General features: G+C 61.2%; 9 protein-coding genes and 1 tRNA gene. 9 read left to right on the top strand and 1 reads right to left on the bottom strand.

The genetic code is table 11. From position 1 onward, the window contains the following. The first annotated feature begins 164 nt into the window (after nucleotides 1–164). The 9 genes from cysS to LXE91_RS16985 all read left to right on the top strand — a co-directional run bounded on the left by cysS (nucleotide 165) and on the right by LXE91_RS16985 (nucleotide 12,435). Nucleotides 165–1,562 carry a cysteine--tRNA ligase gene (gene cysS / locus LXE91_RS17025; protein WP_039364700.1) on the top strand — a complete coding sequence of 466 codons (1,398 nt, stop codon included), beginning with the start codon at nucleotides 165–167 and terminating at the stop codon, nucleotides 1,560–1,562. Between the two features lie 43 nt (nucleotides 1,563–1,605). Beyond that, on the top strand, nucleotides 1,606–2,433 hold the full coding sequence (locus LXE91_RS17020; protein ID WP_039364698.1) for a DNA-3-methyladenine glycosylase family protein: 828 nt from the start codon (nucleotides 1,606–1,608) through the stop codon (nucleotides 2,431–2,433). Between the two features lie 103 nt (nucleotides 2,434–2,536). Further along, the gene (locus LXE91_RS17015; RefSeq protein ID WP_039364696.1) at nucleotides 2,537–3,508 is read left to right on the top strand and encodes an acetyl-CoA carboxylase carboxyltransferase subunit alpha; all 972 of its coding nucleotides are present in this window, start codon (nucleotides 2,537–2,539) and stop codon (nucleotides 3,506–3,508) included. 46 nt (nucleotides 3,509–3,554) lie between these two features. After that, nucleotides 3,555–4,976 (top strand): tRNA lysidine(34) synthetase TilS, encoded by a 1,422-nt coding sequence (gene tilS / locus LXE91_RS17010; RefSeq protein ID WP_039364694.1) that lies wholly within the window; start codon nucleotides 3,555–3,557, stop codon nucleotides 4,974–4,976. A 342-nt stretch (nucleotides 4,977–5,318) separates the two neighbouring features. Further along, nucleotides 5,319–6,572, top strand: coding sequence for an aspartate kinase (locus LXE91_RS17005; protein ID WP_039364692.1), 1,254 nt, complete (start codon nucleotides 5,319–5,321; stop codon nucleotides 6,570–6,572). A gap of 110 nt (nucleotides 6,573–6,682) precedes the next feature. Continuing rightward, a tRNA-Ser gene (locus tag LXE91_RS17000) sits at nucleotides 6,683–6,776 on the top strand. Between the two features lie 222 nt (nucleotides 6,777–6,998). Further along, nucleotides 6,999–8,165, top strand: a complete 1,167-nt coding sequence (locus LXE91_RS16995) for a helix-turn-helix transcriptional regulator (protein ID WP_198113731.1) — start codon at nucleotides 6,999–7,001, stop codon at nucleotides 8,163–8,165. Between the two features lie 1,508 nt (nucleotides 8,166–9,673). Next, nucleotides 9,674–10,870 carry an inovirus-type Gp2 protein gene (locus tag LXE91_RS16990; protein ID WP_052760023.1) on the top strand — a complete coding sequence of 399 codons (1,197 nt, stop codon included), beginning with the start codon at nucleotides 9,674–9,676 and terminating at the stop codon, nucleotides 10,868–10,870. 269 nt (nucleotides 10,871–11,139) lie between these two features. After that, entirely contained in the window at nucleotides 11,140–12,435 is a 1,296-nt protein-coding gene (locus LXE91_RS16985) for a hypothetical protein (RefSeq protein ID WP_052760022.1), read from the top strand. A 787-nt stretch (nucleotides 12,436–13,222) separates the two neighbouring features. On the opposite strand, the gene LXE91_RS16980 is transcribed toward LXE91_RS16985, so the two are convergent. Then, a complete protein-coding gene (locus LXE91_RS16980) occupies nucleotides 13,223–13,921 on the bottom strand; it encodes a hypothetical protein (protein ID WP_039364690.1) in 699 nt (232 codons plus the stop codon). Nucleotides 13,922–14,135 lie beyond the last annotated feature (214 nt).

Genomic DNA, 14,135 nt, shown 5'->3' with positions numbered 1-14,135 from the left:
CAGTCTTTCTTTGCCTCTCGTGGCCGTCACCGCTGTGCTTGCAGCCTGACCGCCCCATGTGATATCGAGGACGCTCGGCCTGGTGCCGCAGCAGATGGTCCGTCCGTTTCGCATGCTGGGCGAGCTTCGCCAGGGCGGTTTCCTTCGGCTCACGGTTCATCTCTATGGAATCACTGCGCATCTACAACACGCTCGCGCGTGACAAGCAAGTCTTCGTGCCGCGCCAGTCCGGCGAAGTGCGGATGTACGTATGCGGAATCACCGTATACGACTATTGTCACGTGGGCCACGCGCGCATGCTGGTCGTGTTCGACCTCGTCCAGCGCTGGTTGCGTGCGATCGGTTACCGGGTCACGTATGTGCGCAACATCACCGATATCGACGACAAGATCATCCGCCGCGCGGTCGAGAACGGCGAGACGATCAAGTCGCTGACCGACCGGTTCATCGGCGCGATGCACGACGATGAAAGCGCGCTCGGCATCCAGCGGCCCGACATCGAGCCGCGCGCGACCGAGTTCATCCCGCAGATGCTCGGCATGATCGAGACGCTCGAGACGAACGGCTACGCGTACCAGGCGACCGACGGCGACGTCAACTACTCGGTGCGCAAGTTCGCGAACTACGGGAAGCTGTCGGGCAAGTCGCTCGACGACCTGCGCGCGGGCGAGCGCGTCGCCGCGAACGACGCGAAGGAGGATCCGCTCGATTTCGTGCTGTGGAAGCGCGCGAAGCCGGAGGATCCGGAGGGCACGTCGTGGGCGTCGAAGTACGGGATGGGTCGCCCGGGCTGGCACATCGAGTGCTCGGCGATGGGCTGCACGCTGCTCGGCGAGCATTTCGACATCCACGGGGGCGGCCAGGATCTGCAATTCCCGCACCACGAGAACGAGATCGCGCAGAGCGAAGGCGCGACCGGCCAGACGTTCGTCAATTACTGGATGCACAACGGCTTCGTGCAGGTCGACAACGAGAAGATGTCGAAATCGCTCGGCAACTTCTTCACGATCCGCGAAGTGCTCGAACGCTACGATGCCGAAGTCATGCGCTTCTTCATCGTGCGCACGCACTACCGTTCGCCGCTCAATTACAGCGACGTGCATCTCGACGATGCGCGCGCGTCGCTCACGCGTCTCTATACCGCACTGAAAGATGTTGAAGCCGACACGCTCGCGCTTGACTGGAACGAGCCGCACGCGCAACGTTTCGCCGCCGCGATGAACGACGATTTCAACACGCCGGTCGCGGTGGCGACGCTGTTCGAGCTGGCGGGCGAGGTGAATCGCACGGGCGACGCATCGCTCGCGCGGCAACTGAAGCAGCTGGCGGGCCTGCTCGGCCTGCTGGGGCGCGAACCGCGCGCGTTCCTGCAGCAGGCGTCCGGCGCCGCGCAGGCGGGCGGGCTCGCCGCCGACGAGATCGAAGCGAAGATCGCCGCGCGTGTCGCGGCGAAGCAAGCGAAGGACTATGCCGAAGCGGACCGGATCCGGGCGGAACTGCTCGAGACGGGTATCGCACTTGAAGACAAACCGGGCGGATCGACCGAATGGCGTCGCGTATGAGCGCGGCGCGTTCCACTGACCGATCCGTCAGGTAGGAGGCAAGATGGCAACGGCCAGAAAAGCGCCGGTCAGGCGCGCGACCCCGGTCGCCGCGCGTCCGGCAGCCAAGCGCGTGCCGCCGGCGAAGACGGACGCGACGCGCGCCGTGCCGAACGGCGCGCTCAACGGTCATGCGCAGCCGGCGGCTGCGTTGCCGGCCGCCGACGCGGCCCGCAAGGCCCGTGCGTCCGAAGCGGACGGCGAGGAGGTCGTCGTGCGTCCTGCATACTGGGACAAGGCATGCGCCGACCTCGTCAAGCGCGACCGGATCCTGAAGAAACTGATTCCGAAGTTCGGTCCCGCGCATCTCGTGAAGCGCGGCGATCCGTTCGTCACGCTCGCGCGCTCGGTCGTCGGCCAGCAGATTTCAGTGCCGTCCGCGCAGTCGCTGTGGGCGCGCATCGGCGATGCCTGTCCGAAACTCGCGCCGCAGCCGGTGATCCGGCTCGGCGCCGACAAGCTGATCGCGTGCGGGCTGTCGAAGCGCAAGACGGAATACATCCTCGATCTCGCGCAGCATTTCGTGTCGGGTGCGCTGCACGTCGACAAATGGACGTCGATGGACGACGAGGACGTGATCGCGGAACTCACGCAGATCCGCGGCATCAGTCGCTGGACGGCCGAGATGTTCCTGATCTTCAATTTGTCGCGGCCGGACGTCCTGCCGCTCGACGACCCGGGCCTGATCCGCGCGATCAGCGTCAATTACTTCAGCGGGGAACCCGTCACGCGCAGCGAGGCGCGTGAGGTTGCCGCCAACTGGGAACCGTGGCGCACCGTCGCGACCTGGTACATGTGGCGCAGCCTCGATGCACCCGACGCCGACGCCTGAGTGGCGGCTATCGGGTTTTAAACGTCAATAGTTGAGAGCCGGTTTTGAGCGTCGCCCGCGCGGGTAGAATACGCGCTGCCGCAAGACCCAAGGATTCGAACACATGAAGACCACGTTTCTGGATTTCGAACAGCCGATCGCCGAACTCGAGGCCAAGATCGAAGAGCTGCGATTCGTGCAGGACGACTCGGCTGTCGACATTTCGGAAGAAATCGAGCGGTTGTCGAAGAAAAGCCAGCAACTGACGAAAGACCTCTACGCGAACCTGTCGCCGTGGCAGGTCTCGCAGATCGCGCGGCATCCGCAGCGTCCGTACACGCTCGATTACGTTGCGGAGCTGTTTACCGATTTTCACGAGCTGCACGGCGACCGCGCATTCGCGGACGACGTGTCGATCGTCGGCGGCCTCGCGCGCTTCGGCGGCCATCCGTGCATGGTGATCGGTCACCAGAAGGGCCGCGACACGAAGGAGCGCGCCGCGCGCAACTTCGGGATGCCGCGTCCGGAAGGCTATCGCAAGGCCGAACGCCTGATGCGTCTCGCCGAGAAGTTCGGTCTGCCGATCTTCACGTTCGTCGACACGCCGGGCGCGTACCCGGGCATCGGCGCGGAAGAGCGCGGCCAGTCGGAGGCGATCGGCCGCAACCTTTACGTGATGGCCGAACTGAAGACGCCGATCATCACGACGGTGATCGGCGAGGGCGGTTCGGGCGGCGCGCTCGCGATCGCGGTGGCCGACACCGTGATGATGCTGCAATTCTCGACCTACTCGGTGATCTCGCCGGAAGGCTGTGCGTCGATCCTGTGGAAGAGTGCCGCGAAGGCGCCGGAAGCAGCGGAAGCGCTGGGCCTGACCGCGCACCGCCTGAAGGCGCTGGGCCTGATCGACAAGATCATCAACGAGCCGCTCGGCGGCGCGCATCGTGATCCGAAGGGCATGGCCGCGCTGCTGCGCCGTGCGCTGGCCGATTCGCTGCGCCAGTTCCAGGGGATGAGCATCGATGCGCTGCGCGAGCGCCGCTTCGAGCGCCTGATGGCCTACGGCAAGTTCAAGGAAACCACGCCGGGCGCATGACCGGCTGCGCCCTCCAATCGCGCGCCGCTGCGCGCGCGTTCCTCTCGTGATTCCACCCACCGAATTCTCCGCCGACCGCGTCGTCCTCGACGCGGTCGGCGTTGCGCTTTCCGGCATGCCGGCCGATGCACGCATCGCGATCGCTTACAGCGGCGGCCTCGACTCGACGGTGCTGCTCGATGCGGCCGTGCGCGTCGCGGGCGCATCGCGTTGCGTCGCGCTGCACGTGCATCACGGGCTGAGTGCGAACGCCGACGCGTGGGTGGCGCACGCCGAGGCGAGTGCCGTAGCGCTCGGTGTCGCATTCGAATCGATGCGCGTCGACGTGCCGCGCGACAGCGGCCTCGGCGTCGAGGCGACGGCGCGCGAGCAGCGCTATGCGGCGCTCGACGAGATGTGCGAACGCCACGGCGCGGCCGCGCTGTGGCTCGCGCAGCATGCGGACGACCAGGCCGAGACCGTGCTGCTGCAGTTGCTGCGCGGCGCGGGGATCGCGGGGCTTGCCGCCATGGCGCCGCGTTACCGCCCTGACGGCGTGAGCGTCGAGCGCGTACGCCCGCTGCTGCGACTGTTGCGCGCGCAACTCGAGCGCTATGCGACGCAGCGCGACCTGGCATGGATCGACGACGAATCGAACAACGACACGCGTTTCGCGCGCAATGCGTTGCGCATCGACGTGCTGCCGGCGCTGGCCGTGCATTTCCCGGGCTTTCGCGATGCGCTCGGCCGCGCGGCCCAGCATGCGGCGGCCGCGCAGCGACTGCTCGACGATCTGGCCGAACTCGACTTCGCCGTTGCCGCGCGCGATGACGGGCAGGCACTGTCGCGCGACGCGTTGGTCGCTTTCGACGACACGCGCGGCGCGAACCTGCTGCGCTTCTGGATGCGCCGGCTCGGCTTGCCGGGCGCGTCGGCTGCCCGGCTCGCCAACATGATGCGGCAGTTGCGTGCCACGAATGTCGCCCATGCGCTGCGCGTCGATCACGCGGGGCAATGCCTGCGCCTTTATCGCGACGTCGTCTACTGGGAAGCGGGCGACAGCAGCGAACCGGCCGACGACGGCACCGGGAGCCCGCACCCGGAAGCGGTGCTCGCGTGGGACGGGCAGGAAGTCTGGCGCCTGCCGGGATGGCGCGGCACGTTCGTGTTCGCACCGGCCGACGCGGGAAGCGCCGACGCGGTGCCGGAGGCGCGGCTGCGCGGCGCGCGGCTGGCGGCGCGTGCCCGAGCGGGCGGCGAGCGGATGCGCACGTCGCCGGGCGGCCCGGGCCGTACGCTGAAGAACCTGTTCCAGGAGCGTGGCGTGCCCGCCTGGCAGCGCGACGTGCCGCTGCTGTTCTCCGGCGACTTGCTGATCTACGTGCCGCGCCTTGGCGTGAATCGCGATGCCGGCTTGTCCGGCGGCGGGGCGCCCGGTGACGGCGCGTGGCGCCGGATCGAGTGGCGTCCGGACCTGCTGATTGCCTGACGGCGACAGGTCGCATGCCGCGCGATCGCACGCGCATTTTCACCATTTGGTAAACAGCGCCGGAACGGCCCCGGATGCCGCGAGCGGCTTGTCAAGCGGGCCTCTATCGGGTACGCTCGGTCGTTTGCTCGGCTCGATTTTTGAGCGATTTGTGCAGGTTTTCCGCGTGACGTACCCGGTTTGCGCGGCCTGATCGGCCTTCCGGGCAAAATCCGTCACGCTTGCGTGTTGCGTCCCAGCCGTCCCCCTCGTCGTCCGTCCACAGCCACAAGCCGCGTGACCGAACGGCTACGCGGCCTGCCCAGCGCGCCCGTGCGGCTTCTCCTCCAGTTCAGAACGACAATGGCACTCATCGTACACAAATACGGCGGCACTTCGATGGGCTCGGTCGAGCGCATCAAGAACGTCGCGAAACGCGTCGCAAAATGGCATCAGGCCGGGCACCAGATGGTAGTCGTGCCTTCGGCGATGTCCGGCGAAACCAACCGTCTGCTCGGTCTTGCGAAAGAGATTTCGAGCCAGCCGAGCCCGCGCGAGCTCGACATGATCGCGTCGACCGGCGAGCAGGTCAGCGTCGGCCTGCTGTCGATCGCGCTGCAGGAAATCGGCGTCGAGGCCGTGAGCTACGCCGGCTGGCAAGTGCCGATCAAGACCGACAGCGCGTTCACGAAAGCGCGCATTCACTCGATCGACGACGAACGCGTGAAGGCCGATCTGAATGCAGGCAAGGTCGTGATCATCACGGGCTTCCAGGGCGTCGATCCGGACGGCCACATCACGACGCTGGGCCGTGGCGGCTCGGATACGTCGGCAGTGGCGGTCGCGGCCGCGCTGGGTGCCGAAGAGTGCCTGATTTATACGGACGTCGACGGCGTCTACACGACCGATCCGCGCGTCGTCGAAGAGGCGCGCCGCCTCGATCGCGTGACGTTCGAGGAAATGCTGGAAATGGCCAGCCTCGGCTCGAAGGTCCTGCAGATCCGCTCGGTCGAATTCGCCGGCAAATACCAGGTGAAGACGCGTGTGCTGTCGAGCCTGACCGATCCGCTGATTGCGCTCGACGAAGAAATGCGCTCGGGCACCCTGATTACTTTTGAAGAAGACGAGACCATGGAAAAGGCAGTCATTTCCGGCATCGCGTTCCAGCGCGACGAAGCACGCATTGCTGTGATGGGCGTGCCCGACAAGCCGGGCATCGCGTATCAGATCCTCGGCCCGGTCGCGGATGCGAACGTCGACGTCGACATGATCATCCAGAACCAGAGCGTCCAGGGCAAGACCGACTTCACGTTCACGGTCGGCCGTGGCGACTACCAGAAGGCGATGGACATCCTCACCAACCAGGTGAAGGGCCACGTGAGCGCCGAGCACGTGCAGGGCGACCCGAAGGTGTCGAAGGTGTCGGTCGTCGGCGTCGGCATGCGTTCGCACGTGGGCGTCGCGAGCAAGATGTTCCGCACGCTGTCGGAAGAGGGCATCAACATCCAGATGATCTCGACGTCCGAAATCAAGATTTCGGTGCTGATCGACGAGAAATACATGGAGCTGGCTGTCCGCGCGCTGCACAAGGCATTCGAACTCGACCAGGCATCGTGAATTTTTCGTGATGCGTTGAAGAAAATGCATCACGGAAATTGACGAGCGGTTCGAAACCCTATATTATTTCGTTCTCGTCGCACTGCCTCCCTGGTGCGGGCGAAAGTTTGGGAGACGTGGCCGAGAGGTCGAAGGCACTCCCCTGCTAAGGGAGCATCTGGGCCAAAACCTGGATCGAGGGTTCGAATCCCTCCGTCTCCGCCAAAAGCGGTGAGAAAGCCCCGTAAGTTCAAGGACTTACGGGGCTTTTTGTTTTTCAGCCCATCGGCAGGCCCATCATTGAGCATTGGCTTCTTCGCTGCCGATCTAGTACATCGCTCAAGCAATGAAGAGCGGCAGCGTTCAGGTGCCGCGGTGCGTGGCCCAGCTTGGCTCAGTGGAGGGTGTCGAGAGAATTGCGCTCCCTTATACTCATGGAACTTACGAGTGCAATCCAACGGGGTCCAAGTGCAAGTCCGCGTCAAACTACCATCGGGTCCACTCATCGAGCCGTCGAACTTCTGCAAGGCGATAGCGGAGGCGCTCCGACCGACGGCGGCGCAGCACTTCGACGGTATCGAGTGTATCGTTGGCAAGATGCAGAGGTATCGCGTGCCAATGCCGCGGCTTGCCGACAATGGCGGCCAATCGGCCCCGGAGCATTTGCAGGTTGCGCCGCGGTCCGAAAGCGAGCACGCGCCAGATCATCCGCTTCGGGAACGGCACGGGGCTGAAGAAGTACACGGGGCGTCGGAACTACCGAAGGAATCCGATTCGCGACTACAGATCGTCGAATTGTCAGAGGCTCCGTATCGCTTGACCGAGGATGATCGGCGTGCGCTGAGCCGTCTCTTGCCGGGATTGCCTTCCCTGCGCTATCCGAATTCCGACGAGGACAAGGCCGCGTTCCTTGATGCCTGGCTCGGCTTGAAGGAGCGACCGTCGTGGGAACCCATTCTGATGACGGCTGCCGACATGGAGCGGTACAAGTTTGAGCAATCGGAGATTCAGGTGCGCCATCAACTGGCATTGCGGGACGAGTTTGCGCGAGGTCAGCTCTCGGTGGTCGACGCCAGATACGCTCCCGTCGTGGCGCTGGCCCCGGGCAGTTTCATCCTGAGGGAATCTGCGGTTGCCTATTTGAGCCGTTGTGGCCTTGTGCCCGACGACGGTGATGTGAATGTCGATGCCGGATGCAATAATCAATCGCCGGAGCCTACACGGGCTCCGGCGACTATGCCGCCTCAGGCTCGAGCGCCGAAAGTGCAGGAATCCGTGGCGCCGTCGCGGGATCAGTCTGACGGCCACGTTGTCGAGGCCAAAGAGAATGATCTGGGCTCGAAGGGTAGTCAAGTCGATATGGCCGGATTGCCGCAGCCGACCCCCGACAGCGAGAAGCGGAAAGTCGGCAAGGTTGCCCGCTTGCCGCGTGTCATCGAGCTAACCGGACTCAAGCGCAGCTCGATCTACTACCGCATGAACCCGCATTCGCGGTACTACGATCCGACCTTCCCCCAATGCTTTTCCCTCAGCACGAGCGAGAACGGTGCGGTGGGATGGGACGAAGAACGGGTCTGCGCATGGGTGGCGGCGCGGGTCGCCCGTCGAAAGTGAGGTATCTCGCGTCATTGAGCGCAAGCGGCACGGCCTCAGCCGGGTTACGGCAGGTGCGTGCCGGGCTTCCACTTCCCATTCCTTATCCACACTCGTTAGCACAGTCTTGACCAGTCGCTGTCTCTTGCGGCCTGGTGCAACAAATAAAAACGATGTGCCCGCAGCATAAATAAAGCTGCTCTTTCCGCTCTTCAAAGAGCAAAAAGAGCGATCTTCATGTTGCCGCGTAAGCCATCAAAAATTGCCACTGGCGAAAAATACCGCTCGCTGCGCCACGATTACCCGTTCGCCCCGGTCATGCCGGGCACCATCTATCAAGCTCTACTTCGTCCACAGAACGAAGTTGCGTCCAAGAGCTCCGGGCCCCCTGCCTGCCAATGCTCGCCGTCTCCTCCTTTAGCTCACGACTCGGCACGTTTATCGACTTCCTTGTCAGTGCCATTCCTCCTTGTTGTATTTATGCAAAATCTCAAAAAATCCAATGGATTGTATTGGATTTTATTGGACGTACTTGGATTGAAGTGGAAATCGCAAATTCTTTCGAGCCATTCTTTCGGAATTGCATCCGACTGTAGAATCATCTAGCGTTTGGCTTTTTCTCTCGGCCTGAGATTCGTTAGCTAGGTTGCGGACGCCAGTTTCTGTGCGTTAGGAGGACAGAGTCAGCATTAATGCCAAAAATCTTGAAAACCGGATTCGTGAATTTCTCCGATATTGCACAATCCGGACGAAGAAGGGTGATCGGTGAATGGGGTGATTATAGTGAAGAGTAAAGATCAGGAGCCAGGTCACGACGCGGCATCGCTGTGATGAATCATTCACTCGCATCGCCAAGATCGCAACACAGGAGCGTGCCGGTTTGCGGTCCCGATGCGTCGGGCCGTGATCGGTGCACGCAGCCGAATAACGGAACGATCAAATGAAAGAAATCTGAATGGTAATTTGAAATCACCAAGTCAGTATGAGCCGAGCCCGGATCAGCGCAAGGCAACGATTTAACGGACGGGGTGACCCACAAGCTGCATCGGATACATACAAGCTACGACCGAAACAACACAACTTGCGACCAGAGACGTTCGCCATCCCTCAAGTAGTGGGATGGCGGACTGTCTATCGGATGCTGAATGGCTCACGATGTTTGGGAGCTGTCGGCAGGGTATGTTTCGTCTATTTTCTCGGTCATAAGTCTGTATGGCGCGCGACAAGGACTCTTTCTAGGTATACGCCGGGTTTTTTCTGTGAGCGTTGCGTGAATCGTGAAGATGTATGAGGTCTGATTTATGGAGCCTATGTAATAGAGAAAGAGGTATCGAAATATAGATCGGTATTGATGGATGAGGAGATGTCGATGGTTAGTCGATGAGCACTGGTGTTGAGGGAAAGGAGTGGTGAATCAATAAGAGAGGTGATGGGCATTCGATGCTCGCCACTATGAATTAATGAAATTCGAAGCAGGATGCGGAACTGGTGATGCACTCCTGCTTGAGAATATTGAAAGGTGATCAATCATGTCTTTCGAAGAAGACGACTTCAGCAAGATTTACGAATACGTGGACCTGGTAACCAACACCGAAGGAGTCGTGATCGACGATAAGGAGACGCTCTGCGAGCGTCACGAATTTGGCTTGCTCAGGTTGAACCTCATCGCAATGGAAGCGATGGCGCGTGAGATTGAATTCGACATGAGCAGGGTCGGCTTCGACATCAAGACGAATGATCGCGGCAAGGTGATCGTCGCGTCGAAGGCAAAGACGTCGACGTTGACGTACTTCCATCGTCTCAAGACGTTCTTCATGAACTACGCTTATTCGGAGCGTCGTGTCTTCAGCCCCCACGTGCAAGTCGTCGTCGAGGCGCTTGATGCAGCAGGCTTGAATCCGCGCACGTTTCGCTTCAGCGAACCGGGTGAACGCGATCTCAGTACGGGCAAGATGCATGGCGAGATCTTCAACGAGGTAGTCGCCAAGGTGAGCGAGATCGTCGCTTCGTCGGCGTTCAAGGAGCGCCTGCGTGTTCGCGTGCGTAATGCAGCGCGTAATGAGGCGAAGGGGCTCGCGATCGAGCAGCAGGTGTTCGAGAACAAGTCGCGTCAGCTCGTGCTGATGCTGCACTTCGGTTTCAAGGAGCAGCATCGCTCGAAGATCACGCTCGACGAGATCCAGAAGCACCGCAAGAAGTTCTTCAACAATTGCCGTACCAACAAGCTGTTGCGCGGCATCGTCGATTACATCTGGAAGCTCGAAGAGGGTGACGAGTCGGGTCTGCACCTGCACGTGCTGATCTTCTACACGGCAGATTCGTGCCGCGACGTGTACATCGCACAGCAACTCGGCAAGTACTGGGTCAAGGTGACGGAGGGCCAAGGCCAATACTGGAATTCGAATGCCAACAAGATCTTCCACGAGAAGTACGGTCACGGTGTCGGTACGGGCGAGATCAACTGGGACGACGATGCCAAACGCGAAGCACTGCGCGAGAACATCCGCTACATGACGAAGGCCGACCAGTTTCTCAAGATGAAGTACGGCGAACACAGCCGCTTGTTCGGCACGAGCCAGGTCGAGGAAAAGAAGAAGCCGGGTCGTCGGCGTGTGGTGAAGCCGAAGGGCAAGGGTGATCCGGCGGGCAGCATGCAGTCGGATTCGTTCGATTCCGACTCGCTTGATGACGCGGGTATGGACGCGGCAAACCTGGATGCGAACTAGAACAAATAAATCGGGCGACAACAGGTTCGGTGCATCGGGCGGCTGTAGTTGCGGGCGATGTCTTGCGAAGGCCGCCAGAGTGCTGAAATCGCCTCCTGGCGGTCCCTTCGCATGGGCATGGCTCCATCGTGCCCTGGTCGCTGCTGTCCGCTGCCTTGTTGGGTCTGGGTGGCCAGCGCAATAGCGTACTGCCGGGAATGCACTGAAGGCGCAAGGTGGTGCAACGGGAGGCTTCGGCGTGCGGCTGTCGCACGGGAAGGAACAGAACGATGAACAATATCAATTACAAGCCGGTGGCCGATGATCTGCCGGACAAGCGCGATGGTGGTGCCGTCGTGATGCCGCGCGTGATGTGGACGATCGCGTTGCTCGTGGCGTTGTTCGCCTCGGCCATCTCGCTTGGGATCAATGTGTACGCCGGGATGCTTCGCGCCGGTTCGGTGACGGAGCAAATTTGTACCGTTGCAACGTCGCTCGTGGCGGTGCTCTGCATGTATCTCGCGCCGATGCTCTGGCGGTTCGCGCCGACGCGCGCTCGCGTCGTGCTGGCAGTTCTGTGGCTCCTCGCTGTATGTAGCGTGCTCAGGGGGCAGGTGGACGTCCTGGCGTTTGCGAATGTGCATGCGGCCGACGAGCGGGCGCAGACGGTCGCCGTAGTCGCAGTACCGTCGGTCGCGACCGGGCCCGCGGGTCGTAACTTGACGGTAATCGAGCAGGATGTCGCGCAGGCCAGCATCGATCTGGCACATGTCAATGCGCGTCGCTGCGTGGGCGAGTGCCGATCGTTGCGTCTGCGCAAGGTGGAGCTTTCGGCGCAGCTCGCCGTGCTCAATGCCGAGGCGGATGAGGCGAAACGCCGTGCGGCCGAGCAGGACTGGCGGCGCGATCAGGTTAGCCGCGCGCAGGAGCTGAGTGAGTCGCGTCGCGCCGAGCCCGGTACTGCGCTGGTCGCACCGTGGCTCGGCACGACTGAAGCGCGGCTGGAGCTGCTGATGAATTTCGTGCTGGTGGTCGTGCTCGAAGGGACGGCTTGCTTCTGCTGGTACGTCGTGGGACTCATGGCAGTCGCGACTCGTCGCGCGGCAGTCGTAGACGACCGTAATGCGACTACGTTGGAGTCGCACGTGCCGATGCCGGAATCGCTGCAAGGCGGTCGTGGCGGTCAAGGCGCGACTCCCGTGGCACTTGTTGAACCTCAGCCGGTTGCCTCCAGTCATGCGATAGTCGCGTCAGACCGAAACGCGACCGTGTCGCGATTGGAGGTAGTCGCATCGATACCGAACGTGACGCCCGCAGGTCGTGTCGAGCAGTGCACGACTCACGTCGCGACCATTGCCCAGGAAGAGCTGGTCGCGAGCGATGCATGTCCCGATCCCATCATGTCGAATGACGACCGCCGGATCGAGGAGATCCACGAGGCCGTTGTGGCAGGTCGTCTGAAGCGCAATCTCGTATCGATCCGGAAATTCCTCGGGTGCGCGCAATCCGAGGCGAGCCGGTTGAACCGCCTGTACATCGAGCGCTTTGGCCAGGCGCGCGTGCGGAGGGTTGTGCCAATGTCGTGACAGGGAGCCGAGGGCAACATCGTCGATATTGGTGTGGCCCCAATATGGCCCTTCCAGGCGGTTCGTGATGACCGGGTAAGGCCAACAGTGTGTCTGGTGCATCGAACAGCGCTACAGGCCGATCAGGCAGCTCACGCTTCCACTGGCCCGCGTGCGAATGGCTGACGCCGCCCCACGCGTTCTTTTTGAGGAGTGTGCGCGCTTTGACAGGGCGCATCGCTCGGAGTGTCGTTGTCCGAGCAACATTCGAGCAACCTGAGTGGTTTTCCCTCGGGAGAAAAGCTGGAGCACACAACGAATTGCTTCTGTCCAGACGACAGGGCGTTCACGCCCGATAGTTTGTACAGAAGTAATTCGTGATTAAAGTAAATTTTTATCGTATCAACTACCAATCATATAGGTCGGGTGATGCGGTTGCATCACCTTCTCTCTCACGCAATTTGCGTGAGGGGAACCTACGGAGGGGTTTGTGTGATAGTGAGCGAGCGGAGCGAAGCGATCTATTAAAGAGTTTATAGCAGCCATGAGGCGGATATAAACTCGATCAACCGGGACTTGGCTAGAGGCCAATCCCGGGATACTTTTCTTAGAGCGGGACTATACGAACCGCCCCTGATGGGCCTCAAACCCCAGCAGGGACGTGCATACGGTGACAGGCAGCTAAAGCCTGGAAACTGACTTCCGTGGGAACAAGATTGCGTACGATAATCCTACAGAGGCGATGATAACGCTGCGCGATGCAGCAGGAATAGTCGACGCTGAAGCCAGCGCATCGCGCATAGGGGCATCACGTCGAGGGCATGGTGCGACCAGTCATTTCCGGCAGAAATCTCACGAAAGCCTGAACGTGAATAATGACGTAGTGCAGGAAATCGTCGAAGTGGTTGCGCTTGAGGTGAACTGATTCACCCACCTCGGCGGAGATCCCATAAACACTCAGCCGAACCTGCTTCCCTTCGTTTGGTACGCGTCCTCCCGAATGGATAAAGCAATTGCGTAGCTCGATGATGGCGCTAAGCTTTAACAGGACATCGTCGTCATTCAGGACTGTATCGATCTCCAGGACGCGATGCAGTTTGCGTATCTGCCGAATTGTCTTGTTGCCGAGCTGGATCGGTGCTGCTCCGCCGTATGGGGCTTCGATCGCCGGCTCATTGTCGGCAGTGACGCCGTAGGTGCGAGTAATCGAATCAAACAGGACCTCGAAGGCAGTGCAAAGCTGGATAGTTGCCAGTCGCAAAGACAACTGCGAGTAGTAGCCCGACTCAATGCTTTGAACGAGGTCGCCCACATTCCGGATAGTCGTGAAGTAATCGGCGAAGTCGTTCGATAACGCAATTTTTGTTTCTGATTCCAGCGGCGTCAGATCAAGGGCTTCGAGGAGTCTTGAGCCGGCAAAATGCGTCGCCACACCAAGCACGTAGTCCTTGAACGAGCCGTATGCGGTGGCAACTTCTTGATTTGCAATCGGGATATTCCAATCCATGTTCGGATTCGCCAGGTGACGTGATACGTCGGTAGGAGCTTCGCGGAGCAGCGCGTGTTCGGGGTTTGTCCGGCGAGCGGTTGAGATTCAAAGCAACAACATGTCGCCATCCTACCGGGACGAATGAAATCGAGGGGGCGCCAAGCCGACCGCGAAGGCGCGCATCCTGACGATGGGGCTCGAAAAAGACTAGCACAATCGTCGCTTGCTTGGG

Origin of the sequence: Burkholderia contaminans, assembly GCF_029633825.1 — a bacterium.
In the GTDB taxonomy this organism is placed as follows: domain Bacteria; phylum Pseudomonadota; class Gammaproteobacteria; order Burkholderiales; family Burkholderiaceae; genus Burkholderia; species Burkholderia contaminans.
Note: the sequence above shows the minus strand (reverse complement) of the source record. Positions and strands in the feature narration are given on the sequence as shown.

Bases quoted from the DNA above. Each gene is read 5' to 3' on its own strand.
- cysS (WP_039364700.1), top strand. From the start codon at position 165: ATGGAATCACTGCGCATCTACAACACGCTCGCGCGTGACAAGCAAGTC.
- LXE91_RS17020 (WP_039364698.1), top strand. From the start codon at position 1,606: ATGGCAACGGCCAGAAAAGCGCCGGTCAGGCGCGCGACCCCGGTCGCC.
- LXE91_RS17015 (WP_039364696.1), top strand. From the start codon at position 2,537: ATGAAGACCACGTTTCTGGATTTCGAACAGCCGATCGCCGAACTCGAG.
- LXE91_RS17005 (WP_039364692.1), top strand. From the start codon at position 5,319: ATGGCACTCATCGTACACAAATACGGCGGCACTTCGATGGGCTCGGTC.
- LXE91_RS16990 (WP_052760023.1), top strand. From the start codon at position 9,674: ATGTCTTTCGAAGAAGACGACTTCAGCAAGATTTACGAATACGTGGAC.
- LXE91_RS16985 (WP_052760022.1), top strand. From the start codon at position 11,140: ATGAACAATATCAATTACAAGCCGGTGGCCGATGATCTGCCGGACAAG.
- LXE91_RS16980 (WP_039364690.1), bottom strand. From the start codon at position 13,921: ATGGATTGGAATATCCCGATTGCAAATCAAGAAGTTGCCACCGCATAC.